23 protein-coding genes are annotated in these 23,258 nt (G+C 72.6%); 15 read left to right on the top strand and 8 right to left on the bottom strand.

Annotation, left to right across the window (positions count from 1 at the left end; all coding sequences use genetic code 11):
- Position 1: 1 nt before the first annotated feature.
- From V6U77_RS18640 to V6U77_RS18615, 6 genes are read left to right on the top strand one after another with little or no spacing between them, the layout of a single operon-like run.
- The gene (locus tag V6U77_RS18640) at positions 2 to 922 is read left to right on the top strand and encodes a putative PEP-binding protein (protein ID WP_334607613.1); all 921 of its coding nucleotides are present in this window, start codon (positions 2 to 4) and stop codon (positions 920 to 922) included.
- Complete coding sequence (locus tag V6U77_RS18635) at positions 923 to 1,768, top strand: hypothetical protein (RefSeq protein WP_334607612.1); 846 nt, start codon at positions 923 to 925, stop codon at positions 1,766 to 1,768.
- Positions 1,755 to 2,717, top strand: a complete 963-nt coding sequence (locus V6U77_RS18630) for a hypothetical protein (protein ID WP_334607611.1) — start codon at positions 1,755 to 1,757, stop codon at positions 2,715 to 2,717. Before V6U77_RS18635 ends, V6U77_RS18630 begins: the two co-directional genes overlap by 14 nt.
- Before the next feature lie 16 nt (positions 2,718 to 2,733).
- Positions 2,734 to 3,510, top strand: a complete 777-nt coding sequence (locus V6U77_RS18625; RefSeq protein WP_334607610.1) for a hypothetical protein — start codon at positions 2,734 to 2,736, stop codon at positions 3,508 to 3,510.
- Entirely contained in the window at positions 3,507 to 4,742 is a 1,236-nt protein-coding gene (locus V6U77_RS18620; RefSeq protein WP_334607609.1) for a hypothetical protein, read from the top strand. The genes V6U77_RS18625 and V6U77_RS18620 overlap by 4 nt, the downstream gene beginning before the upstream one ends.
- Entirely contained in the window at positions 4,739 to 5,677 is a 939-nt protein-coding gene (locus tag V6U77_RS18615) for a sulfatase-like hydrolase/transferase (RefSeq protein WP_334607608.1), read from the top strand. The genes V6U77_RS18620 and V6U77_RS18615 overlap by 4 nt, the downstream gene beginning before the upstream one ends.
- Before the next feature lie 174 nt (positions 5,678 to 5,851).
- Here V6U77_RS18615 and V6U77_RS18610 read toward each other — a convergent pair whose 3' ends face one another.
- From V6U77_RS18610 to V6U77_RS18600, 3 genes are all read right to left on the bottom strand, one after another.
- The gene (locus V6U77_RS18610) at positions 5,852 to 6,334 is read right to left on the bottom strand and encodes a cation:proton antiporter regulatory subunit (RefSeq protein ID WP_334607607.1); all 483 of its coding nucleotides are present in this window, start codon (positions 6,332 to 6,334) and stop codon (positions 5,852 to 5,854) included.
- 250 nt (positions 6,335 to 6,584) lie between these two features.
- Positions 6,585 to 7,202: a TetR/AcrR family transcriptional regulator gene (locus tag V6U77_RS18605; RefSeq protein ID WP_334607606.1), complete on the bottom strand. Its 618-nt coding sequence runs from the start codon at positions 7,200 to 7,202 to the stop codon at positions 6,585 to 6,587.
- Positions 7,199 to 8,251, bottom strand: coding sequence for an alpha/beta fold hydrolase (locus tag V6U77_RS18600; RefSeq protein ID WP_334607605.1), 1,053 nt, complete (start codon positions 8,249 to 8,251; stop codon positions 7,199 to 7,201). Before V6U77_RS18600 ends, V6U77_RS18605 begins: the two co-directional genes overlap by 4 nt.
- A 466-nt stretch (positions 8,252 to 8,717) precedes the next feature.
- On the opposite strand from V6U77_RS18600, the gene V6U77_RS18595 reads away from it, so the two are divergent.
- Positions 8,718 to 9,731: a trypsin-like serine peptidase gene (locus V6U77_RS18595; RefSeq protein ID WP_442934458.1), complete on the top strand. Its 1,014-nt coding sequence runs from the start codon at positions 8,718 to 8,720 to the stop codon at positions 9,729 to 9,731.
- Between the two features lie 93 nt (positions 9,732 to 9,824).
- Here V6U77_RS18595 and V6U77_RS18590 read toward each other — a convergent pair whose 3' ends face one another.
- Together V6U77_RS18590 and V6U77_RS18585 are read right to left on the bottom strand one after the other, a co-directional pair.
- On the bottom strand, positions 9,825 to 10,670 hold the full coding sequence (locus V6U77_RS18590; protein ID WP_334607603.1) for a CHAP domain-containing protein: 846 nt from the start codon (positions 10,668 to 10,670) through the stop codon (positions 9,825 to 9,827).
- A 67-nt stretch (positions 10,671 to 10,737) separates the two neighbouring features.
- On the bottom strand, positions 10,738 to 10,947 hold the full coding sequence (locus tag V6U77_RS18585; RefSeq protein ID WP_334607602.1) for a hypothetical protein: 210 nt from the start codon (positions 10,945 to 10,947) through the stop codon (positions 10,738 to 10,740).
- A 210-nt stretch (positions 10,948 to 11,157) separates the two neighbouring features.
- Here V6U77_RS18585 and V6U77_RS18580 point away from each other — a divergent pair, with 210 nt between their 5' ends.
- From V6U77_RS18580 to V6U77_RS18570, 3 genes are all read left to right on the top strand, one after another.
- Positions 11,158 to 12,111: an SRPBCC family protein gene (locus V6U77_RS18580; RefSeq protein WP_334607601.1), complete on the top strand. Its 954-nt coding sequence runs from the start codon at positions 11,158 to 11,160 to the stop codon at positions 12,109 to 12,111.
- A 26-nt stretch (positions 12,112 to 12,137) separates the two neighbouring features.
- Positions 12,138 to 13,310 carry a zinc-dependent alcohol dehydrogenase gene (locus tag V6U77_RS18575; protein WP_334607600.1) on the top strand — a complete coding sequence of 391 codons (1,173 nt, stop codon included), beginning with the start codon at positions 12,138 to 12,140 and terminating at the stop codon, positions 13,308 to 13,310.
- A gap of 337 nt (positions 13,311 to 13,647) precedes the next feature.
- Positions 13,648 to 14,325 (top strand): GNAT family N-acetyltransferase, encoded by a 678-nt coding sequence (locus V6U77_RS18570; RefSeq protein ID WP_334607599.1) that lies wholly within the window; start codon positions 13,648 to 13,650, stop codon positions 14,323 to 14,325.
- Between the two features lie 78 nt (positions 14,326 to 14,403).
- Here the strand turns inward: V6U77_RS18570 and V6U77_RS18565 are convergent, their stop codons facing one another.
- On the bottom strand, positions 14,404 to 15,882 hold the full coding sequence (locus tag V6U77_RS18565; protein WP_334607632.1) for a glutamate--cysteine ligase: 1,479 nt from the start codon (positions 15,880 to 15,882) through the stop codon (positions 14,404 to 14,406).
- 182 nt (positions 15,883 to 16,064) lie between these two features.
- Between V6U77_RS18565 and V6U77_RS18560 the strand changes: the two genes are divergently transcribed.
- On the top strand, positions 16,065 to 16,403 hold the full coding sequence (locus tag V6U77_RS18560; RefSeq protein ID WP_334607598.1) for a DUF3817 domain-containing protein: 339 nt from the start codon (positions 16,065 to 16,067) through the stop codon (positions 16,401 to 16,403).
- A 12-nt stretch (positions 16,404 to 16,415) separates the two neighbouring features.
- Here V6U77_RS18560 and V6U77_RS18555 read toward each other — a convergent pair whose 3' ends face one another.
- A complete protein-coding gene (locus tag V6U77_RS18555; RefSeq protein ID WP_334607630.1) occupies positions 16,416 to 16,964 on the bottom strand; it encodes a hypothetical protein in 549 nt (182 codons plus the stop codon).
- 142 nt (positions 16,965 to 17,106) lie between these two features.
- On the opposite strand from V6U77_RS18555, the gene V6U77_RS18550 reads away from it, so the two are divergent.
- Genes V6U77_RS18550 through V6U77_RS18540 form a run of 3 tightly spaced genes read left to right on the top strand, consistent with a single transcriptional unit; the run spans position 17,107 to position 21,112 of the window.
- Positions 17,107 to 18,231 (top strand): baeRF2 domain-containing protein, encoded by a 1,125-nt coding sequence (locus tag V6U77_RS18550; RefSeq protein ID WP_334607597.1) that lies wholly within the window; start codon positions 17,107 to 17,109, stop codon positions 18,229 to 18,231.
- Entirely contained in the window at positions 18,224 to 19,975 is a 1,752-nt protein-coding gene (locus tag V6U77_RS18545) for a thiamine pyrophosphate-binding protein (RefSeq protein ID WP_334607596.1), read from the top strand. Before V6U77_RS18550 ends, V6U77_RS18545 begins: the two co-directional genes overlap by 8 nt.
- A gap of 51 nt (positions 19,976 to 20,026) precedes the next feature.
- On the top strand, positions 20,027 to 21,112 hold the full coding sequence (locus V6U77_RS18540; protein ID WP_334607595.1) for an iron-containing redox enzyme family protein: 1,086 nt from the start codon (positions 20,027 to 20,029) through the stop codon (positions 21,110 to 21,112).
- Positions 21,113 to 21,253: 141 nt separating this feature from the next.
- Here V6U77_RS18540 and V6U77_RS18535 read toward each other — a convergent pair whose 3' ends face one another.
- Positions 21,254 to 21,487, bottom strand: coding sequence for a CDGSH iron-sulfur domain-containing protein (locus V6U77_RS18535; protein WP_334607594.1), 234 nt, complete (start codon positions 21,485 to 21,487; stop codon positions 21,254 to 21,256).
- 223 nt (positions 21,488 to 21,710) lie between these two features.
- On the opposite strand from V6U77_RS18535, the gene V6U77_RS18530 reads away from it, so the two are divergent.
- A complete protein-coding gene (locus tag V6U77_RS18530) occupies positions 21,711 to 23,123 on the top strand; it encodes a hypothetical protein (RefSeq protein WP_334607629.1) in 1,413 nt (470 codons plus the stop codon).
- Positions 23,124 to 23,258: the final 135 nt, after the last annotated feature.

Genomic DNA, 23,258 nt, shown 5'->3' with positions numbered 1-23,258 from the left:
CGTGACGTTGAGTGGCGAGCTGCCGACCAAAGAGTTCCTCAGTCGTACGGGCGGCGTCGGGCTGCTCCGATCGGAATACCTGATCCGGAACGTCGGCCTTTCCTGGGCCGCCGACGTCACGCGTCGCGCCGTCGCCGACCACGTGTCCGAACTGCACGCGCGGTTGGACGGACGTCCGCTCTGGTACCGCTTCTGCGACCTCGAGGCACGGGACGTCGCGGTGCTGGCGGATGCGCCGGAGACCTCGACCGCGCGCGAGGACAACCCCATCATCGGCCGCCGTGCCCTGCGCCGGGACACGGGCCCCCACTCCGACCTCGACGACGAGATCCGGGTGCTGGCGGCACTCGCGTACGACCTCCCCGGCCTCGGCCTGGTGGCCCCGTTCGTCCGGGACGAGCGTGAGGTCGCCGGTTGGATCGGCGCGCTGCGGGCGCACGGTTGTGCCGGGCCGTTCGGCGCGATGATCGAGATTCCCAGCGCCGTCGCCCGGTTGGAACAGATCATCGACGCCGGCGTCAGCTACCTCGTCGTCGGCATGAACGACCTCACCGGGCTGCTGCTCGGTGCCGGCCGTGGCACCGGACTGTACGACTACCACCATCCGGCGGTGCTGGACGCGGTGCGACACGTCTGCCGGACCGGTGCCCGCCGTGGCGTGACCGTGCGGATCGCGGGCAACTTCGGTCGCGAGGTGCCGTCGTCGCTGCCCGAGCTGCCGATCTCGGCGTTCTCCTGGCACTACCAGGACTGGGCGGAGTTCCGCCCGGATGACGCGGCTCTCGCGGCGCCGGACCGCGACATGGCGGCCCGGCTGCGCAAGGCGAGCGACGAGCGGCTCATCGCCGCGGGACTCATGGAGGCGAGCAACGCGGTCCGTGTCGCGGGCATGCGCGCAGAGACGGTCGGGAGGCTCGGCTAGATGTACATCCTCGGCCACCTGCTGCTGACGCGGGCCATGTCGTCGACGGATCACGACTACGCGGCGGAGGCGGGCGTGCGTGCGCTGATGCTGCCGGACTTCGCCGACACCCACGCGTTCGCCTACACCCACGCCTGGGAACAGGACGGCGACACGGACAGCCGACTGATCCGCTCGCACATCGCCGGCGACTGGTGGATCCACTTCGGCGACAACCTCCGTGAGCCTGCGCGGCGGCGCGGTTGGGCGTACCTCAAGATGGGCGTCATCGCCCGGCGGTACGAGCAGTTCTACGCCGAGGCGTACGCGCGTGGCCTGACCGACACACCCGAGCCGAACGACAGCCGGCGAGGCTGGGCGCACTCCATGCTCGAGTACTCGGTCGACACCCACATCGCCCGCGAAGGGCTGCTCGACGACCGGTTCGACGCCATCCGGCAGCAGCTCGGAGCGCTGCAGATGCACGGCGCCGAGGTGCGGGCCATGTTCGCCGCCCAGCAGGTCCTGCCGTGGAGCCAGTCGGTCTGGAACCACGCCTGCGACTACTCCGCGCGGGTGGCGCTGTCGGAGTCGCCCGAGGACTTCGCCGTGATCGGCGCGGCTGGCAAGTTCGGCCTCGACTACTCGCCCGAAGCCCGTGACTTCGTCCGCTCCTACCAGTCGGCCGTCGTGGAGAGCGTCGGCGCTGACGAGTACGACATGGTGATCACGGCGATGCACGACTTCGTGGCGTCCGTCGAGCACGACACCTTCCGGCCGGCGGTCCCAGGGCCGCCGATCAAGTCCCGGCAGTCGACGCTGGCGCGTGAAGCACAGAACGAGCGGGCCTCCGTTGTCGCGCGGTGAGTGGCCCGGCGATCTCGCCGTTGTCGTCGTCCTGCCGGACGCGCTGCTCAGCGGCGGCGTGCCGCGGATCGGACGCATCCTCACCGAGCTCGGCGCGCGGCCGGTCCGGGTCCGGTCCGTGCGTCTCGACGCCGCGGACGCCGTGGCGTTCTACCGCGGCCGTCCACGGTCGAAGACCTCGGTCAAGGGCAGGCAGTTCGGTGGCCTGCTGACCCGGCGCCTCTTCGAACTCGACAGCAGCCTGGTGGTCCTGCTCCGCGCCGACGGCGCCGGAGAGGGACACGGGAGCCTGACCCGGCGACTGCACGACGCCAAGGGCCCCAGCGCGTACCTGCAGCAACGCCCGGGGTCGCTGCGGGCTGCTTCCCGCTTCGCCGACCGCTGCCTGTCGCTCGTGCACACCCCGGACGACGCGGAGGACGCCGCGCTGACGGCGGATCGCTTCTTCGCCGATCCTCCCGCCACCGCGAGCACCGACAACCTCCGCCGGTACGCGCCGGAAGAAGCATGGGAGATCGTGCAGCAGTGCCGCACCGTGCCGCCGCTGACCCTGGCGACGAGCCGCTACGCCGTCGTGCCGCAAGCGCTGCTGAGGTGCGTGGCGCTGACCCTGGCGGACGGGGTGCCGAGGCGGCCCGAGCGCCTGGAACTCCTGGCGGACGCACGGCAGCGGCTGACGGGATGGCTCGCCGCCGACGTCTGCGAATCCCCGGGTGACGAGCGCAAACGCTTCGGTGACCTCATCGACCAGCTCTCGGGTGCGGACGACCCCCTGGGTGAAGCGGTGAGCCCCACGTACGCCGGCGTGGTGTCGGCGCTGCTCTCCCTGCCCGACTACGACCTCGAGTGGGCGGACCACATCGTCGCGGATCTCGCGCACCACGGGCTCCATCTGAACGACACCGAGATCCACTTGCTCAGCACACTGATGGCCTTCTTTGACGACTGACCAATGGGGGAACCCAGTGACGGCAGTACTGAGGCAGGAATCCTGGCTGCCTTCGAGCGCGGAGGCCGAACGAGCCATCGCGGCAGTCTTCGAGCGTGACTGCGGCCGGGGCCGCGAGTCGCGCGATCTCGCGGTTCAACTCGTGGACCTGCTGCTCACCAAGGGCTTCGCCAGCGGCGAGGTCAAGAGCTGGCTGTCCGCCACGGGAATCGGCGCGGCCTGGAACGAGGCGCTCGACCGGGGCCGCCCGCGCTCGATCGCGCCCCGGGTGCTCCCACTGTTCACGGGCCGGGTGGCCGACGTACTCAGCGGCAGCGGCACGCTGACCGCCGAGCTGGCGACGGCGGTGCAGATCGACGCGTACGAGCGGCCTTCGGCGTATCCCGAGGTCCCGGCGATCGTCACCCGGCCGCTGGACGACCTGTGGTCGGTGCCCGCCGGCAGCTACCAGACGATCCTCTTCTCCACGGTGCTGCACCACGAACCGGATCCGGAGTCGCTGGTGGAACGCGTCCTGCGTACCCAGTGCCCGGAGCGCCTGGTCGTCATCGAGAACTGTGTCGACGAGGGCGTGTCCAAGGACTTCCACGACTTCATGGACGCGTTCTTCAACATCAGCCTGAACGACTTCGCCGTGGACTGTCCGGGCGAGCACCGTACGGTGCAGGGCTGGCTGGACTTCCTCGGCCGCTACGGCTCGGCCAGCTTCGCCGGACGGCTCGACGCGGTCACCGGCATGCCGTTTCCGTACGAGATCTTCGTGGTCGACGTCGACCGGGAGGCGTGCCGGTGACCTCGGGATGGTTCGCCGACCGCGTCGCCGGCCTCCGGGCGGACGCGGTGCAGGCGGACGCGGACCGGGCGGTCGCCATGCTCGACGCCGTGGCGGCCTCCGGCCGCCTGGACGCTCCGGCCGTCGCCGACTTCGAGCGGTACGACGACGCGACACGGGAGATCGCCGCCGTCGTGTCGCGGCGGTGCCTGGTGGCGGACCAGTACCCCACGATGGGCGCCTTCTGGGCCGATGTCGCGGCGCAGGAGCGTGGCGAGTCCACGGGGACCTTCTGGGACACCTACGACCACGGCCGCCGGCGCATGCTGGAACGCCTCCTGGCACAGACCTACGGCTCCGCCGACGCGGTCCTGGTCAACAGCGGGATGGCGGCCGTCTACTGCGCCGCCGTCTGCGCCACGGACCACGGCCGGCGGCGGCTCCAACTGCCCGCCAGGCGTTACTTCGAGACCCACGACCTGGTCGCGAACGTGCCGCTGGGGCAGGCCGTCGATCCCGCCCTGGAGGGGGTCGGCTTCCTGGAGCCGATCACGAACTGCCCGACCCTGGACGTCAACGATCCCGCCACGCTGGGCGAGGGGCTCGCTCGCTTCGTGGTCGACAACTCGATGTGGAGCCACGCCTTCCCGTTCGAGCAGGTGCGGACGTGGGTCGGCGGTCGCCCGCTGCTCGTGGTGGAGAGCCTGGCGAAGTACGTCTCCGGGCTGGTCTCGGGAGGGGTCGTCTACGGCGACCGCGGCCTGGTGGAGGCCGTCCGGGTCTTCGCGCGTCGCACCGGGCAGCTGCTGCAGGGTTCCGCGCTGGCATATCTCAGCCCGACCGATATCCGCCTCGCCGGGCGCCGGGTCCGGCACCAGGTCGAATCCGGCGGGACCTTCGCCGACCACGTCGACAAGAGCCGCTGGTCGCTGCTGTCACCGGACGCGGAGCAGATCCGCCGGGCCGGGCTGCCCGCGACGCTGGGCACCGGCAGCCTGGTCTTCCTGCGGCCACGGGACCCGGGCACCGACTGCGCGGCCGTGGTGGACCGCTGGGTCGCGGCGACCGCGGGCAGTGCCCAGCCGGTACGGCTCCAGGCCGGGTTCGGCTGGCCCTGGACGAGCACCCGGTCGTACGGCAGCGACCACCTCAACCAGCCCGACGGCCCGCGGTACATCCGGGTCAGCGTGGGCGCCATCGACCCGATCCGGGTCAAGGAGCAGGCCATGCTGCTGAACGAGGTCTCCGGATGACCCCGGGAGCCGAGGAGGAGGCACGGCTGTCCGCCCTGGCACGGGCGGCCACCAGCCTGGAGAGCCACGACGTCGTCCTCGTCACGCTCGACAGCCTCCGCGCCGATGTCGCCGCCGCGGCGGATCTGCCCACGCTCTCCGCGCTGGGCCCGATGCGTCGGGCGAGCACGTACGGGTCATTCACGCTGCCCGCGCACGCGGCGATCTTCGGCGGCTTCCTGCCGAACGTGACCGAGGAACCGCAGTGGGACTTCTACTCGCGGGAACGCCGTCAGCTCTGGCGGCTGGGCCGTGCCCGCAAGCAGGCCGTGCCGCGAGCCGGCCTGATGTTGCAGGGCGACGACATCGTGACCGGGTTCCGCGCTGCCGGCTACCGGACCATCGGTGCGGGTGGAGTGCGGTGGTTCAGCTCCGGGCACTTCCCGAAGCTGTTCGACTCCTTCCGGTACTGGGGTCCCCGCGACGATGGTGTCGACAAGTTCGCCGAGCGGGAGGTCGGTGACTTCGCGCTGGACCATGTCGACGAGCTCGTGTCGGAGCTCGACCAGGCGTCGAGGGGATTCCTCTTCGTCAACGCGGCCGAGACCCATGCCCCCTACACCTGCGGGGACGATCCCGCGGACGTCGACACGCAACGCATCGTCCGTGCCTGGAGCAGCCACTGGAACGGCGCCGCCGTGGTCCCCGACGAGCCGGAGGCCCTGGCGGACATGGCGGCGCTGTGGGACGCCCAGCGGGCGGCGGCCGAAGCGGTTGACGGGAAGCTGGCACGGCTCTTCTCCGCTCTGCCCCGCCCGGCTCTGGTGGTCGTGTGCGCGGACCACGGCGAAGCCTTCGGTGAAGGGGGCTGGTGGGGGCACAACCAACCGATGCCGGAGATCATGACCGTGCCGTTGTGGATCGGCGTGCTCCCTGGTCGGTCCGCGGCCGCGTGACGGTCCTGGATTCCGACGGCTGCCGCTCGGGCGCCCCGGTGCGGTGCCTGCACGGTGGCCGGCCGGCGTGGCGCGCCCGGCGACGCAGGCCGGCCTGACCCGTCGACCGGGCCGCCACCCGCGGCATCGGCGGCATGACCGGCATGCGCCCGGCACCGCCGCCGGCGGCGGTCGTCAGCCGTTGGTGAAGAGCTCACGGATCTTGACGAGGCTGGCACCGTCGCCGACGACCACCAGCGAATCGCCGGACTGGATGGTGAAGTCGGTGTCCGGCGACGGGATCACGCGATCGCCCCGGACCACCGCGACGATCGACGCGCCGGTGCGGGTCCGCGCCCGCGTCTCACCGAGCCGGCGCCCGACGAACGGCGACCGGGCGGGAACCGGCATGCGTACGGTCTCGACGCCCTCCAGCGGCGGAGTCAGCTCCGTCAGGTGGTCCATGACCAGCGGAAGGCCGAGCAGTTCCGCGATCGTGCGCGGCTCCGTGCCCTCCAGCGTCAACGTGTGCCGGACCCGTTCGGGTTCGGCGGGGTCGTAGAGCACGATGTCGCGTCGGCCGTCGAAGTGCACGATCACGGCGCCTCGCTGGCCCGCCCCGGTGACGAACGCGTACGACTCCCCGACGCCGAAGAGCCGAGTCCTCTCCAGGTCCACTTTTCCACCTTCCGAGGATGATGCGTCGCAGCCGACACCTTGCCGCCCATACTAGTACCCCAGCCGGAGCGGACGCCGACGTTGTGATCCTCCCCCGACCAGGCCGCCGGGGTGTCAGGTGTTGACCACGGCGGCCGACCAGGCGCACGTGGGTGACGCAGTCCAGCGGCTCGCCGGCCGGGGTGCTCAGGGCGGCCACCGTGGCGAGACGGTTGGTGACGATCCAGTCGTTGCGGGACGGATGCTGCTGTCACGCCGGCCGCAGAGCGGTGCGGTGCAGCATGTCGACGACGGCGTCGGCCGCTGCTCCCAGGTCGTAGGAGCGGTCCGTGAGGAACTCCGCGACGACCGCGTCGATCGCGCCGCCCAGCATGATCGCCGTGGTGCGCGCGTCGAGTGTCGCCCGGTACGCCCCGGCCGCCTTGGCGGCTTCCACCAGGTCGGCCAGGGGGCGCCAGCGCTCGGGCGAACCGGGCCTGTCGGCGATGCCCGTGTCGTGGTCGTCGTCGAGCGCCTCGACGATGACCCGCACGTGGTCGGGGTGGGCGTCCATGTACCCGATGAGCCCGCGCACGTAGGCGTCCACCTGGCCGGTGGGCGTGTCCGCCCGCGCGATCAGCGCCCCGACGTGCCCCGTCAGGCCGGCGATGACCGTGTCGTAGGCGGCGCGGATCACCGCCCGCTTGTTGGCGTAGTGGTAGATGACCGCCGCCTTGGTGATGCCGGCCGCCTCGGCGATGCGCTGCAGCGAGCAGCCCGCGTACCCGTGCGTGGCGATCAGCTGGATCGTCACCTCGATCAACTGGGCCCGGCGGGCCTGCTCGGTGAAGGTGAGCGGCCGCGCCGTGGCCTGACGGCCGGTGGTCACGGCGCCGCTGCGAGGAACGCTGCCACGTCGGCGGCGATCCGCTCGGGCTGCTCGCCGTTGACGGCGTGGGTGGCGTCCTCGTAGAAGTGGACGGTGGCCTGGGAGAGCGTCGCCTCGGCCGTGCGCCGGGCCTGCCGGGCGTCGTGCATGACCGACGCCTCGGCGAGGATCACCAGCACCGGCAGGTCGAGCCCGCGCAACTGCTCGTCGGTGAACCGGGTGGGAGCGGGCAGATCGAGCGAGTAGTGCTGCATGCCCGCCTCGATCACGTCCGCGACCGGGTCGTCCCCGACCGGCGCGCCGCCGGCCGTCCAGCTGTTGAAGCTGTCGCGCCACGACTTCGGCGTCCACCGCACGGACGCGGGGATCGATCGTACGATGGTCTCGAACGGCAGGTCGGCGAACGTCACCGCCGGGTCGATGAGCACCACACCGGCGATCTTTCCAGGTTGGCGGATCACCACGTTCGCCGCGGTCCAGCCGCCGATCGAATACCCCACGAGGTGCACCTGCGGCTCTGGCAGCTGCCGCAGCACCTCGTGGAACCATGCCGCCTGGTCCGCGTGGTCCTCGATCGGGCGGGCCTGCACGCTCATGCCTGGCTCCCCGAGCAGATCCATGGTGTACACGGTACGCAGCCGCCGCAGTTCGTCGAGGTTGTCGGCCCACAGCGGCGAGGCCGAGGCCCGGCCCGGAACGAGCACGAGCGGGGCCCGCCCGGGGTGCGCGCCGTCGAAGCGGTAGAGCCGCACCACGCCGTAGGTGGTGCGCACGTCCACGGTGGCGGAGGGCGGCGGCAGCTGGGCCATCGCCCGTTCGTAGGCGGCGGCGAACCGGTCCCGGCCCTCCGCCGAGGTGAAGTACCCGACGGGGGTGGTGTCGCGCAGCGCCAGCCAGCCGGCTAGGGCAAGCAGCAGGGCGGTCGCGGCCACCTTGAGCCATTCGCGACGGTGGCGCCACCACCGGAGTCGTCGCGGACCGGCGGCGGACTGCCCGACGTCGTACGGCGTGACCGGCGGTTCGGGGTCGGCGGTGCTCGTGTCGGTCATCGTGCTGCTCCTTCGACCGTTGCGTCGGATCGACGGCGGCGATCGGCGACTGACCGCCTGGTTCGAACATTAACCACGTGGTTAGTGAATGTCGAGCCGGCTCGATGTCAGTGCTCGTCGGGGCCGGCTGCCGTACGGCTGGCCGAATCGGCCATCACCGCTGGCTGTGGCGGCGCGGCCCGAACTCCCTCGCCCCGGCTGGCGGGCTCCCGTAGCCGCAATTCCCGGCTGTCGACAGCTGCGAGCACCTTCAAATCGGGAGAACGAATTTGCGGCGATGGGATTTGCGAGGTCAATTTCGAGGCTTCTGTTCGGGGTGGGCACGCTTTGTTTGTCGCCGGCCGTGGTCCTTTTCGGTCGCCAAGGAGCCAGTGTCAACTACCTGTCATTCCATTACGTTGCGATCAAAGAAATTCGATCGCTACGTTTCACTGGTCCACAAAGGAGTACCCGAAAAAGGGGGCAACTGTTGAGATCAACCCTACGCTGGTCGGCATCGGCCAGCCTGGCGCTCGCGCTGGTGCTGACCGCTCCGGCGGTGGCCCAGGCGAAGCCGACCCCGGTCGAGAAGAACGGCAACACCACCGCGGTCGCCCGCACCAGTGACGGCCGTGCGATCACCAACGAGAAGATCGCCGGGGAGGTCGCCAGGTTCTGGACGCCGGAGCGGATGGCGAGCGCCGTCGACCTCGACATCGCGAAGTCGCCGAAGGCCACCGAGTCGACGACCCGGGCGCCGAAGCCCGACGGGCCGGCGGGCTCGGTCGCGCCGGTGCGACCGAGCGTCGCCAGCGGTGCCGACGTCGGCATCCAGCTCAACGAGTCGGCGACCGTCGGCAAGGTCTACTTCACCACCCCCAACGGCGGCTCCGCCTCGTGCTCGGCGAGCGCGGTCGCCAGCGGCAAGGCGCGACTGGTCATGACCGCGGGGCACTGCGTGCACCAGGGCGCCGGCGGGCAGTGGTACAGCAACTGGCAGTTCGTGCCGCGGTACCGCGACGGCGCGCGTCCGTTCGGCACGTTCGTGGCGTACCAGCTCGCTGCCCGCACGGCGTGGATCAACAGCAGCAGCTACGACGAGGACATGGCCATCGCCATCATGCACAACGGCGGCAACTGGGGCCTGAAGGTCGTGGAGACCGTCGGCGGCCACGGCATGCGCTGGAACTGGGGCTACAACATCTCCCTGATGACCGCCCTCGGCTACCCGTCCAACCTCGGCGGCGGCGAGAGTCAGTACTACTGCCAGAGCGGCACCTGGCACGCCGGCAGCCAGCAGATCCGGATGTGGTGCAACATGACCTACGGCTCCAGCGGCGGACCGTGGTTGCAGGAGTACAACGACCAGAACGGCCTCGGGTTCATCAACAGCGTCGTGAGTCACGGCGACAACCCGGGCAACGGCCAGTTCGACGGCCCGTACTTCGACGACGACATCAAGAGCCTCTACGACTTCGCGGAGGGTCTCTCCCCGGCGTAAGGCACGAAACGGCGGAGCCCCGGCCAGCGGCCGGGGCTCCGCGCGTGGTGGTGCCCCGTCATCGACGGAAGGGCTCCCCTGCGGGGCGGAGGATCACTTGAAGCGGATGAACTTGGAGAACTGGTTGTTGGCGGTTCCCACCGACACCGTCCGGTGGCTGTACCTGTCGGCGGAAACGTAGTTGTACTCGTCGATCTCGAACGTGCCGTTCGCGTTCACCCGGGTCACGAACGCGACGTGACCGTAGGTGCCGCCCAGGCGGACCGCGACGTCACCGGCCTTCGGGCTGTTGTACACCGGCACGCCGGCGCGTCCGGCGGCGGCGACCCACTCCTTGGCGTTGCCCCACCGCGCCTGGCCCTTGTACTGGTTGTGGAAGGCGACGCCGACCCGGCTGCGCACCGCCCAGGCCGCGAAGCTGGTGCACTGTCCCTTGTAGAAGTTCCAGGGATCGATGCCGGAGGTCTGACCCTTGTAGGGGTAGTCGTCCTTGGCCGGGTAGCTGGACCCGGCGGAGATCAGCTGGTGCGAGGCATTGTTGTTCTTCAGCGTGGAGTTGAGGTTCTTCTTCGCCCCGGGCGCGAAGTCCTGGTACGCGTGGGAGGCGTTGTAGCCGGTGTTGTAGTAGACGCGCACCGTCTTGCCGGTGCGGTTCCACGCCGAAGCGGCGTTGTTCTTGATGCACTGACCCTTGCCGCTGCCGGCACCCTTGTATTCGTAGCAGCCCGGCTGGGCCGTGCCGTAGTCGGCCAGCGATCCGGCGTGATCGGAGATCGAGCCCGCGTGGTCGCTGTTGTAGTAGTAACAGAACTCGCCGGTGTTGCAGGCGCCGTCGCGGGACGCGGCCTGGGCCGGCGCGGCGACCGCCAGGACGCCCAGCGTCGCGCTGAGCACGCTCGCACTCAGGGCGCCGAGGACGCGAACGGTGAACGTGGGCATGATCACTTCCCTCCGGGGTTGGTGAGGAGGACCCACGCTACAAGCCATCGATCGATTGCCATACCCCTCAATCGAGGCGGGCCTGGAGCAGGTCCGCCACGCGGGCGATGCCGGAGCGGATGGCGTGCGCGCCGAGGCCGCCGGAACCGAGGACGATGGCGGGCGGCCCGCCCGTGCCGTCGACCCGGTAGCGCCGCATGGCGTGCAGGCGCACCGCGCGCCGCGCCGCGGCGGCGACGAGCGCGGCCTCGTCCACGCCCTCGGGCAGTGCCGCCACCGCGTGGAAGCCGGCGTCGAGCCCACCGCCGCCCCGTCGGACCGCCTCCCGACGCGGAACGGCAGGTGCCAGCCCGCCGACGACAGGGCGTCGGGTTGTGGGTCGATTCGGGGTTCGTGGGGCGATTCCCGGGCATAGCGTCAGGCGTGGCGGCTTCCCGCCGCCGGGCCCACCCCGGGGCGGGTCAGGACGATCTGACGGTGGTGTGACGTGGACGAGACCGATCCGATGATGCTGGACCAGCGGAACCGACGTGAGCGGGGCACCGGGCTGCCCCGGGCGCTGGGCGTGGTCAGCCTCGCCCTCGGCGCTGGCGGCCTGCTGGCCCCGCGCGCGGTGGCCCGGCTGACCGGTGTGGACGACTCGCCCACCGCGCTCACGCTCATTCCGGCCGTGGGCGCCCGCGAGCTGGTCCACGCGGCCGGCCTGCTCGCCGGCCGACGCCCGGTCGGCTGGACGTGGACCCGGGTGGCCGGCGACGCCATGGACCTCACCCTGCTCGGCCGGGCGTGGGCGGACCGGTGCGGCGAGCGGCGCCGGCGGGTCGCCCTCACCACCGCCGCCGTCGCCGGCATCGCCGCCGTGGACCTGTTCGCCGCCGTGCGCGCCCGGCAGGCCCGCGCCGCGCGCCGACGGGTGATCGACATGGAGGTCGCGGTCACCGTCAACCGTTCCCCGGCCGAGGCGTACCGGTTCTGGCGGGACCTGGAGAACCTGCCCCGCTTCATGTCCCACCTGGAGTCGGTGCGCGCCGACGACCTGCGCCGGTCGCACTGGATTGCGCGCGGGCCGGCCGGCCGCCCGGTCGAGTGGGACGCGGAGATCGTCGACGACCGGCCCAACAGGTCGATCGCCTGGCGCTCGCTGCCCGGCACCCGGGTGCCCAACGCGGGACGGGTGCTGTTCGTGCCCGCGCCGGGCGACCGGGGCACCGAGGTCCGGGTGCGGCTGCGCTACGCCCCGCCGGCCGGCGCGCTCGGCCGGGCGGTGGCGAAGCTCTTCGGCGAGGAACCCGAGCAGCAGGTCCGCGACGACCTGCGCCGGTTCAAGCAGGTGGTGGAGACCGGCGAGGTGGTCCGCTCCGAGGGCAGCCCCGACGGCATCTCCGTACGCCAGCAGGTCATGCAACGTCCCGCCCAGCCGCTGCCGATCGCGCGACGCTGAACGCCCGAGACCCGAGAGGACGAACGATGAAGGCCACCGCCTGGATGGGCAAGGACAGCGTCAAGGTCGTCGACGTGCCCGACCCGACCATCATGAACGCCCGCGACGCGATCGTACGGATCACCTCGACCGCGATCTGCGGCTCCGACCTGCACCTCTACCACGGCTACATCCCCGCCATGCGCAAGGGCGACGTCCTCGGCCACGAGTTCATGGGGGAGGTGGTGGAGGTCGGCCCGCAGGTGCGCAACCTGCGCCCCGGCGACCGGGTCGTCGTGCCGTTCCCCATCGCCTGCGGCCACTGCTCCTCCTGCCAGCGCGGCCTCTTCTCGGTCTGCGAGAACTCCAACCCCAACGCCGGGGTGGCCGAGAAGATCATGGGTCACTCGCCGGCCGGCATCTTCGGCTACTCCCACCTGCTCGGCGGCTACGCCGGCGGCCAGGCCGAGTACGCCCGGGTGCCGTTCGCCGACGTCGGCCCGATCAAGGTGCCCGACGAGGTGCCGGACGACCAGGCGGTGATGCTCGCCGACGTGCTTCCCACCGGCTACATGGGTGCGGAGATGTGCGACATCAAGCCGGGCGACGTGATCGCCGTGTGGGGGGCCGGCCCGGTCGGGCTGCTCGCCGCCGCCAGCGCCCGGATGCTCGGCGCGGAGCGGGTGATCGTCATCGACCGGTACCCGTACCGGCTGCGGCTGGCCGAGGAGCACACCGGCGCGGAGACCATCAACTACGACGACACCGACGTGCTCGACGCGCTGAACGCCATGACCGCCGGTCGCGGTCCCGACGCCTGCATCGACGCCGTCGGCCTGGAGGGGCACCACGGCAACACCGCCGTGTACGCGTACGACCGGGCCAAGCAGGCCGCCCGGGTCGAGACGGAGCGGCCGTTCGCGTTGCGGCAGGCGATCCTCGCGTGCCGCAGCGGCGGCGTCGTCTCGGTGATCGGCGCGTACGGGGGCTTCGTCGACAAGTTCCCGATGGGCGCGTTCATGAACCGGTCGCTGATCATGCGCACCGGTCAGTGCCACGTCCAGCGCTACACCCGTCCGCTGCTCGAGCGCATCCAGCGCGGGGACATCGACCCCAGCTTCATCATCAGCCACCGGATGCCGTTGAAGGACGCCGCCAAGGGATACAAGATCTTCCAGAAGAAGCAGGACGAGTGCACCAAGGTCGTCCTCAAGGTCTGAGCCACGGGGCGGGCGGCGCCGAAGGTCCACTCGGCCCGGGGGCGACGCAACAGCGGCGTCCCCGGGCCTCGTCAGCGTCGGCTCAGGCCCATGGGGCCGTCGGATACCAGGGGATGATCTCGCGGCGTGCGTTCGCCCTCGGCCTGGCCTGCGTTCCGCCAGGGGTTCCAGGCCCTGTCGAGCTGCCCCGTTCATGGGACCACCTCTGCGAGCGCGGTCCTGTCCCTGCGTCCCGTGGCGGTGCGGCGTCCTCGGCTGCCCGGCCACGCCGAGCCTGTTGCCAAGGTCTTGCAATAGGGTTGGTCGTGCAACGACGGCTCGCGGGGAAGGAACACCCATGTCCGACGTGCTCGCCGTGGACGGCGCGCCGCACACCGTGCCCGGACTGATGACGGCGTGGGGCAGCGGGTGGGCCGTCTCCCGGGGCACCCCCGCCCCCGTCGCGATCCCCGGGGGATTCCGCGTCGACGTCGGCCTGCCGGGCCATCGCGTACGCCACGTGCTGCACACCTACGACGCCGACTCACTGAGGCGGCTCGGCCGGGAGCTGACGGAGCCGGGCACCTGGATCAAGGTCAGCGGGGACCGTGCCGGCCTGGCCGCCGCACTGCCCGACGCCTGGACGCTGGACAGCGCCGGATACCTCATGAGCGCGCCGCTGACCCCGGGCGCGGTCGAGCCGCCCGCACCGTACGCGACGCGGGTCGCCGCCGAGTGCGGGGTCGTCGTCGCCACCGTCGTCGACGCGTCGGGTCGGACGGCTGCCTCCGGGCGGCTGGCGGGCACCGGGAAGTTCGGCATCGTCGACCAGGTCGAGACGGAGCCCGCCCACCGGCGGCGCGGGCTGGGCAGCGTCGTCATGCGAGCGCTCTGCGGCCACGCGGCGGCACTCGGGATGCGCACCGGGATCCTCGTCGCCACCGACGACGGACGCGCCCTGTACCGCGCGCTCGGATGGACGGTGCGCGCGGAGGTGTCGGGTGCGTACCTCAGGGAGGGGCCGGGCCCGTCCTGACGCTCGGCCCGGCCAAACGACGTCGGGGACGACGGTCGGCGGCCGGCCACCTGCCGGAGGGTGACCCGTGGGCGACCGTCAGGGGATGGGCCACTCGTGCACCGGCCGGTTGGTGTGCATCAGCGTCACGTAGTGGCGCACCACCTCGCGCAGCGCCTCCGGCCGGTCGAGGTGGTCGGCGGACTCCAACCGGTGCAGGGTCTCCACCTGCCAGCTCGCCCCGTTGCGCCCGGTCAGGCACCGCTGCTCGATGATGCCGAGCAGCCGGTCCCGCTCGCCCGCGTCCAGGCCCCACCGGTCCAGCCCGTGGTGGGCCAGCGGCAGCAGCCGGCGCAGCACCAGCTCGGTGACCGGCAGATAGCCGAGGCCGGGCCAGAAGACCTGGGCGTCGATGCCGTGCCGGGCGCAGGCGTTGAAGTTCTCCTCGGCCGCGCTGAACGACATCTGCGACCACAGCGGGCGGTCGGCCTCGGCGAGGGCCCGGACGAGGCCGAAGTAGAAGGCGCCGTTGGCCACGGTGTCGAGCACCGTCGGCCCGGCCGGCAGCACCCGGTTCTCCACCCGCAGGTGCGGGCGGCCCTTCAGCACGTCGTACACCGGGCGGTTCCAGCGGTAGACGGTGCCGTTGTGCAGCCGCAACTCGGCGAGCTTCGGCACGTCGCCCCGGGCGAGGGCCTCGGCCGGGTCCTCCGCGTCGCAGACCGGCAGCAGCGCCGGGAAGTAGCGCACGTTCTCCTCGAACAGGTCGAACACCGTGGTGATCCAGCGCTCGCCGAACCACACCCGGGGGCGTACGCCCTGGGCCTTGATCTCCTCCGGCCGGGTGTCGGTGGCCTGCTGGAACAGCGGGATGCGGGTCTCGCGCCACAGCTCCCGGCCGAAGAGCAGCGGCGAGTTCGCGCCCAGGGCCACCTGGATGCCGGCGACCACCTGCGCGGCGTTCCAGTAGTCGGCGAACTGGGCCGGACTGACCTGGAGGTGGAACTGGGTGCTCGTGCAGGCCGCCTCCGGTGTGATCGTGTCGGCGGTGACCGCGAGGCGTTCCACGCCGTTGATCGCGATCCGCAGGTCCTCGCCGCGGGCGGCGAAGATCTGCTCGTTGAGCAGCCCGTAGCGCGGGTTGGCCGACAGCGTCTCGGCGGTCAGGTGCTCCGGGCGCAGCGTCGGCAGGATGCCGATCATCACCATGTGCGCGCCCACGTCCCGCGCCTTGGTCTCGGCGGCGTTGAGGCTGGCCCGCACGCTCTCCTCGAACTCGCGGGTGCCGGTGCCGGCCAGCCGGCGCGGCGCCACGTTGATCTCGACGTTGAACTGGCCAAGCTCCGTCTGGAAACTCGGGTCGGCGATGGCGGCCAGCACGTCGGCGTTGCGCATGGTCGGCATCGAGTCGTCGTCGACCAGGTTCAGCTCGATCTCCAGGCCGGTCATCGGCCGCTCCACGTCGAACCGGGACTCCCGGAGCATCTCCGCGAAGACGTCCAGGCACCGCCGCACCTTCTCGCGGTAGCGAGCCCGGTCCTCCCGACTGAAGGTCCGTACGCCGACGTCCTCGCCCATGGTCACCGCCCTGTCACCGTTGGTTCCCCTAACCTCGCACGCCCGGGGCGGGCCGGGGAAGACCCGAAGCTTCTTGTACGTACCCACCCGAGGCCCGCGTGATCCCTGTCGCCTCCGCCAGTCGTGCGGCCGGTGCGGTCGGCGGGGTGGCTAGCATGTGCGCAACCGGTGGGGGAGAGACGATGCGCGAGAAGATCACCAGGCTCTTCGTGGCGGCGGCGGTCGCCGAGGCCTGCTCCTGGCTGGCCCTGCTGATCGGCATGGCCGTGAAGTACGGCCCCCCGGGCAACGAGATCGGCGTGCAGATCTTCGGCCCGATCCACGGCGCGCTCTTCGTCGCGTACGGCCTGCTGGTCCTCGCGATGGCCCGGCTGCACCGGTGGCGGCCCTGGCCCACCCTCGTGGCGCTGGCCTGCGCGGTGCCGCCGTTCGCGACCCTGGTGTTCGAGCGCTGGGCCGCCCGGCGGGGGATGCTGCGCGGCACGGGCGAGCGCGACCGGCCGCTGACCCCGGTCGGCTGAGTTTCTCGGCCGTCAGGTCAGGGTGGACCAGGCCACCAGGGCGGCGACCAGCAGCGCGCCCAGCATCGCCTGGAGCAGCAGCGGCGGCCCGAGGTGCGACCAGAGCGTCGCGGTACGCGGGGTGAGCAGCTGGCCCGTCGTGAGGTTCACGATCCGCTCGATCTTCGGCGGCAGGTCCGGGTCGCCCTGCGGCCGCAGGGTGAGCTGCACGTGGTCGGCCGGGTGCAGGGCGCTCTGCGGCAGGTGTCCGTGCAGCTCGACCTCGCAGAGCTGCCCGGCGGTGTCCCGTAGCCGGACCGGGGTGACCAGGTATTCCGGGCCCTTCTTCAGGTCCTTGAACCGCCGGCGGGCCGCGCCGGAGCCGGCGGAGAGCAGGGAGCGGAGCACCGCCGTCAGCAACCCGGCGATCCCGGCCGCCGCGAGCACCGCGACCAGCACCGGCTGGCCGATGCGCACCTCGCGCGGATAGCCGTCCATCAAGCGGACGATGCGCCCCGTGACGATTCGTCCGCTCGGGTGGACGATCCGCCGGATGTGCAGGTCGCTGTCCATGTCCACCACCCAGAGTCCGGTTGCGTTCACTCATGGTATCGATCATCCGGGTTGAACGACATGAATGAAACCTCTTCACGTGCCGACGGTGGCGAGGTGACAACCGCAGCGGCGCGGGTAAGCGGGGGGCCGAGCTGGAAAGGGGTCGAGCATGCAGCTGTCCTTCCTGCGCCCGCTCTACGACCGGCCGGGACCCTGGGTCTCGGTGTACCTGGACGCCTCCGCCGACACGGAGGACGCCCACCCGGCGCTCGATCTGCGCTGGCGCGCCCTGCGCCAGGAGCTTCAGCAGCAGCGCGCCGACGTGGACACCATCGACGCCGTCGAACGCGTCGTGCGGGGGCACGACCCGATGGCGGGGGACTACGGCCTGGCGGTCTTCGGTGCCCGTGGCCGGGTGGTGCTGTCGGAGTATCTCTCCGCCCCGCCGCTTCGGGACCTCGCCGCGTACACCCCGCTGCCGCACGTGATGCCGCTGCTGGCGCAGCGCGGCGAGCAGGTGGCCTGGGTGCGGGTGCTGGCCGACCGCACCGGTGCCGACGCCGTGGCGATCAGCGCCGGCGGCGTGCCGCGCCGCGCGCACGTGACCGGCCGGGAGAACTTCCAGCTGCGTCGGGTGCAGCCCGGCGGCTGGTCGCAGTCCAAGTACCAGAGGGCCGCGATGGAGGCCTGGCACCACAACGCCGGCGACGTCACGGCGGCCACGGTGGAGCTGGCCGAGAAGGTCGGCGCGGAGGTGGTGGTGGTGGCCGGCGACGTGCGCGCCACCGGCATGATCGCCGCCCAGATGCCGGAACGCTGGCAGGACGTGATGGTCCGTACCGACGCGGGATCGCGGGCCGCCGGCGCCGACCAGGGCCTGCTCGACGACCTCACCGTGCAGACCATCGCCGAGGTGGCCGACCAGCGGATCACCGCCGCGCTGGACCGGTTCGGCATGCAGGAGGACGTCGGCGCCGGGCTGGACGCCGTCGTGTCCGCCCTGCAACGCAACCAGGTGGAGACGATGCTCATCGTCGACGACCCGTCGGCGACCGGGGAACTGTGGATCGGGCCGGAGCCGACCGAGATCGCCACCGAACCGGGGCAGCTCGCCGCCATGTCCGTACGCGATCCGGAGAGGGTCCGCGCCGACGCCGCGCTGGTGCGCGCGCTGGTCGGCACCGACGCCGAGCTGACCGTGCTGGGCCCGGACGAGGCGCCGGAGCTGACCGACGGCGTCGGGGCGGTGCTGCGCTACGTCGACGCCGGTACGCCGGGGCGTGGCGATGGCTGAGCGTACGGTGGCCGACCTGGTGGTCGAGCGCCTGCGGGCCTGGCGGGTGCCGCGGGTCTTCGGCTACCCCGGGGAGGCCATCGCCCCGGTGGTCCGGGCGTTGGACGCCTCGGGCGGGGACCCGGCGTTCGTGCCGGCCCGGCACGAGGAGACCGCCTCCTACATGGCCACCGGGCACGCCAAGTTCACCGGTGGGATCGGGGTCTGCCTCGCCACCCAGGGGCCGAGCGCCGTCCACCTGCTCAACGGCCTCTACGACGCCAAGCTGGACAGCAAGCCGGTGGTGGCGATCGTCGGCGAGGACATCTCGGGCCCGCTCGGCGGTGCCCACCAGGAGATCGGGCTGAGCCGGCTGTTCGCCGACGCGTGCACCCAGTTCGTCCGGTACGGCCGCATCCCCGAGGGGGTGCCGGCCCTGCTCGACCAGGCGTTCCGTATCGCCGCCGCCACCCGCAGCCCGGTCTGCGTGGTGTTGCCGCGCCAGTTGCAGGAGGCCGCCGTGCCCGACCTGCAGGCCCACGCGGCCGGGGTCTTCTCGGCGACGCCGGGTGAGCCGCTGGCCCGGGTCCTGCCGAACGAGGGGGACCTGGACGCGGCCGCCCAGGTGCTCGCGAACGGCCAGCGGACCGCGATCCTGGTCGGGCAGGGCGGGCGGGGCGCGGCCAGCGAGATCATCGCCCTCGCCGACCGGCTCGGCGCCGGGGTGGCCGTCTCGCTGCTCGGCAAGCCGGTGCTCGACGAGCGGCTGCCCTTCCACACGGGTGTGCTCGGCGAGATCGGCACCCCGGCCGCCGTGGAGCTGATGGGCGGTTGCGACACGCTGCTGGTGGTCGGCACGGACAACCCGTGGACGGACTTCTACCCGATGCCGGGGCAGGCCCGCACGATGCAGATCGACATCGACGGCCGTCGCATCGGCACCCGTTACCCGGTGGACGTGCCGCTGGTGGGCGACGCCCAGGAGACGCTGCGGGCGTTGCTGGCCCGGGTTACCGACCGGCCCAACGCCGGGTGGCGCCGGACCGTCGAGTGCTCGGTCGACCGGTGGCGGGCCGAGCGGGCCGACCGCGCCGCCGCCCCCGCCGAGCCGGTGAACCCCCAGCACGTGATGCAGGAACTCTCCACCCGCCTCCCGCGCCGCGGGTCGGTGGCGGTGGACGTCGGTTCCGTCAGTTACTGGTACGCCCGGCACCTGGAACTGCCCCCGGGCGTCAGCGCGCAGCTCTGCGGCACGCTCGGCGCGACCGGTTGTGCCCTGCCGTACGCCGTGGCGGCCAAGCTCGCCGCCCCGGACCAGCCGGTCCTGGCCCTGCTCGGCGACGGCGCGATGCAGCTCAACGGGCTCACCGAGCTGATCACCGTGGCGCACCACTGGCACCAGTGGCGCGACCCCCGCCTGGTGGTGCTGGTGCTCAACAACCGCGACCAGTCCGGCATGGGCGGCGGCCGTACGCCCACCGACCCGACGCGCCGCCTGCCCGACGTGCCGTACGCCGGCTGGGCGCGACTGCTGGGCCTGCACGGGGTGCGGGTCGACCGGCCGGAGCTGGTGGGGGCGGCCTGGGACGAGGCGCTGGCGGCCGACCGGCCCTGCGTGCTGGAGGCGGTGGTCGACCCGACGGTGCGGCTGGCGCCGCCCGAGCCCGCGTTCGCGGACCTGCGCGAGGTGTTCGCCGGGGGCGACGCCGCCCGGCGGGTACGCGAGGGGATGCTCGCCGCCGGGGTGGTGGACGACCTCGTTTAACGCCCCGGGGTGGGGGCACTGTTGACGGGCAGCACGACGCGGGAGGTCACCTTGTCAGAGTCCCCAGATCGCCGGTACGGTCCCGCGCCCCTGCCGCAACCCCGTGGACCGGTCTCGGCGGCGCTGCTGGACGCGCTGCGGCAGGCGCCGCACGACCTGCCGACGGGGCTGGCAGCCGGGCTCGACCCGGCCTGTCCGCTGACCGACGAGGACCTCCAGCTCACCCTCTTCTGCTGCTATGAGCTGCACTACCGGGGCTGGCAGGGCGTCGACGAGCGCTGGGAGTGGCAGCCGTCCCTGCTCGCGCTGCGCGCGTACGCCGAACGCCACTTCGAGGCGGCGGTGCGGGCGCTGGTCGGGCCGCTGCCCACCGCGCTGCCGGGCGGGGTGCCGGGGGCCCTCGCCGACGTGGTCGCCGCCGACGACGGTCCGTCGCTCGCCGGGTTCCTGCAACGCCGGGCGTCGCTGACCCAGTTCCGCGAGTTCGTCACCCACCGATCCGTCTACCACCTGCGCGAGGCCGACCCGCACAGCTGGGCCCTGCCGCGCCTGGGCGGCCCGGCGAAGGCCGCCCTGGTCGAGATCCAGACGGACGAGTACGGCAACGGGCGGCTGGACCGGATGCACGCCGAACTGTTCCGGGTCACCCTGGAACGGCTGGGGCTGGACACCGGCTACGCCGCCCACGTGGACGCCGTGCCCGCGGTCACCCTGGCGACGAACAACCTGATGTCGCTGTTCGGCTTGCACCGGCGGCTGCGCGGGGCGCTGCTGGGACACCTCGCCGCGTACGAGATGACCTCCTCGCTGCCGAACCGCCGGTACGGCAACGGGCTGCGCCGCCTCGGCCTGGACGAGGTGGCCACCCGCTTCTACGACGAGCACGTCGAGGCCGACGCGGTGCACGAGCAGATCGCCGCGCACGACATGTGCGGGGGACTGGTCCGGGTGGAGCCGGGACTCGCCCCCGACGTGCTCTTCGGCGCCGCCGCCGCGCTGGCGGTGGACCGGGTCTTCGCCGGGCACCTGCTGGACGCCTGGGCCGCCGGCCGTACCTCCCTGCGCGCCCCCGCCCCGATCCGCATCGCCCTGCGCGACCGCCCCCGCCCGGCCGACCTCCCCGCCGCCGTAGCCTGACCCGCCCCGCCCCGCCCCGCCCCGGAGCGGGCAGTCGATCATGCAGTTGTGGTGCCTCACAAAGGCCACGTAACGCTGCTTTCCGCCCACCACAACTGCAAGATCGACGCGCAGGGGGCGGGCGGGGAGGGAGGGGTGGGGTCAGGGGGTGGTGGGGCGGGTGGTGCCGGCGCGGAAGCCGACGGCCTTGTGGGTGCCGTCGCAGAACGGCTTGAGCGCGGACTTGCCGCAGCGGCACAGCGCCACCGTGCCCCGCCTCGCGTCGATGGTCTCCCCGTCGGGGGTCACCAGGGCGAAGTCGCCCCGGACCAGCAGCGGCCCGTCCTGGTAGGGCGTGATGGTGGCCGCCGCGGGTGCCTCGTCGTCGCTGCGCATGGGCGCAGATGTGCCCCTTGGCGCGCGGACGAAACCCCTGCTCACGGGCGTACCGGGGCGGCGGCGACCGCCCCCCGTGGTTCCGATCGCCGGGCCACCGCCGCCCCGCCCGGGATCTTCTGATTGCTCCCGCCCGGTGGGGGATGCCCTGTTTGAACCCCATCGGGACGGGAAGCCGGGCCGCGTGGTGAGCGAACGAGGCAAGGTGGGGCCGGTGCACAAGGTGCGCGAGGGGCTCACGGCCGACGGTGCCGGGCTGGCGGGCGACCGGGTCGTGGCGGCGGGCAGCGCGGCACGGGTCCTGGTGGCCGCCACCGCGCGGGCCCTGCGCGGGATCGACTGCGCCGACCTCGGCCACCCCGGACATCCGGGACCGCTGTCGCGGTTCACCGGCGCGCCGGAGCCGGTGCGCCGGGCGGCGGTGGTGCGGGCCGCCGGCCGGGTGGCGCTCACCGCGGGGCAGACGGCCGAGGTCGACGCCGGTCGCATCGCCCGCTGGTTCGCCGACCAGTACCCGCGCCGTCGCTACCCCGGGGCCCTGATCGGCTCCCCGCACGGCGCGGCCGCGCACCTGGCGATGGCGCTCGGCGTGCCCTGGCTGCCGGCCGGCTTCGAGATGACCGCGCACTGGGCGCAGGGTGGCGTGGACCGGCCGCAGGCCGCCCTGGACCACGGCGCCGCGCTCACCGCCCGGCTGCTCGGCGGCAACGCCGACCTGCACGTCCGCCAGGTGCACTGCCCCGCCAGCCGGGGTGCGCTGGCCGGGGCCACGGTGTCGTTGACGGCCCGGTGGCGGTCCCTGCCGGCCGCGTACGCGCGCTTCCTGGCCGACCGGCTGGAGCCCGGCGCGCCGGTCCTGCTGCTGTGCGACGCCCGCACCTGGCCGGTGTTCGACTCCGCCCCGGGGCACAGCTTCCAGGTCGGCTGCCCGGGCAGCGGCCTCGACCCGGTCGACTTCCACCCGGACAGCCACGCCCTGCGCCAGGTGCTCCGCTCGGCCGGCGGCGACGGCGCGCACTGGGCGCCGCCGGAGGTCGCCTCGCCACCGGAGCCGGCGGAACACGGCGTGGAGTCCGGGTTCGAGGCCGCCGTCCGGGGATGGACCGCCCGGCACGGGCATCCGCTGCACCGGGTCCTGGTGCCGCGGCCGGAGGCGCTCAGCGCCGCGACCGCCGACCTGTACCGGCGCTGGCTACGCGCCGCCGGCAAGACCGGCGACCGGCTGGTGGTGGAGTGCGGCCGGCTGCTCGACCCGTGGCAGGTGGTGCGTGCCGGGATGGTGCCGTACTGGTGCGAGAACGCCACCCGGCGCAGCGTGGAGGGGGTGGAGTGGTGGCTCGCCGGCAGCGAGCCGTTCAGCTCGGTGGACGTGCTGCCCGAGCCGCCCGGCCTGCGGTCGCCGGCGGTGGCCGGGCTGCCCCAGTGGCTGGCCGTCGCCGGCTTCGGCCGCCGCCGGCGGGCGCTGGACCGCACCTCGGCGCGGGGCTACCCGGTCACCTCGGTGCCCACCCGCCGGGCCACGGAGGTGCTGCGGGCGCAGCCGTACGACCTGCCGACGCCGCCGCCGATGACCGTCACCGCCGCCCTCGCGGCGTTGCGCGAGGGCGGCGCCCACCAGGGGCTACTGGTCTGTTGAGCCGGCCCTTTCGAAACATCCTCGCGAACCCCGGGTCCCGTGATTGAGTACCTACGGAGCGGGAACACCGCTGGCTGCGACGGCCTGATCGCGCCGTCCGGCGTGGCGTCGTCGCCCGCTGGCATCCCAGTCATG

Origin of the sequence: Micromonospora sp. CPCC 205546, assembly GCF_036902715.1 — a bacterium.
In the GTDB taxonomy this organism is placed as follows: domain Bacteria; phylum Actinomycetota; class Actinomycetes; order Mycobacteriales; family Micromonosporaceae; genus Micromonospora.
Note: the sequence above shows the minus strand (reverse complement) of the source record. Positions and strands in the feature narration are given on the sequence as shown.

Excerpts from the sequence above, each read along its gene's own strand:
- V6U77_RS18570 (WP_334607599.1), top strand. The coding sequence starts at position 13,648 with ATGTCCGACGTGCTCGCCGTGGACGGCGCGCCGCACACCGTGCCCGGA.
- V6U77_RS18560 (WP_334607598.1), top strand. The coding sequence starts at position 16,065 with ATGCGCGAGAAGATCACCAGGCTCTTCGTGGCGGCGGCGGTCGCCGAG.
- V6U77_RS18635 (WP_334607612.1), top strand. The coding sequence starts at position 923 with ATGTACATCCTCGGCCACCTGCTGCTGACGCGGGCCATGTCGTCGACG.
- V6U77_RS18590 (WP_334607603.1), bottom strand. The coding sequence starts at position 10,670 with ATGCCCACGTTCACCGTTCGCGTCCTCGGCGCCCTGAGTGCGAGCGTG.
- V6U77_RS18600 (WP_334607605.1), bottom strand. The coding sequence starts at position 8,251 with ATGACCGACACGAGCACCGCCGACCCCGAACCGCCGGTCACGCCGTAC.
- V6U77_RS18575 (WP_334607600.1), top strand. The coding sequence starts at position 12,138 with ATGAAGGCCACCGCCTGGATGGGCAAGGACAGCGTCAAGGTCGTCGAC.
- V6U77_RS18550 (WP_334607597.1), top strand. The coding sequence starts at position 17,107 with ATGCAGCTGTCCTTCCTGCGCCCGCTCTACGACCGGCCGGGACCCTGG.
- V6U77_RS18535 (WP_334607594.1), bottom strand. The coding sequence starts at position 21,487 with ATGCGCAGCGACGACGAGGCACCCGCGGCGGCCACCATCACGCCCTAC.
- V6U77_RS18615 (WP_334607608.1), top strand. The coding sequence starts at position 4,739 with ATGACCCCGGGAGCCGAGGAGGAGGCACGGCTGTCCGCCCTGGCACGG.
- V6U77_RS18545 (WP_334607596.1), top strand. The coding sequence starts at position 18,224 with ATGGCTGAGCGTACGGTGGCCGACCTGGTGGTCGAGCGCCTGCGGGCC.
- V6U77_RS18565 (WP_334607632.1), bottom strand. The coding sequence starts at position 15,882 with ATGGGCGAGGACGTCGGCGTACGGACCTTCAGTCGGGAGGACCGGGCT.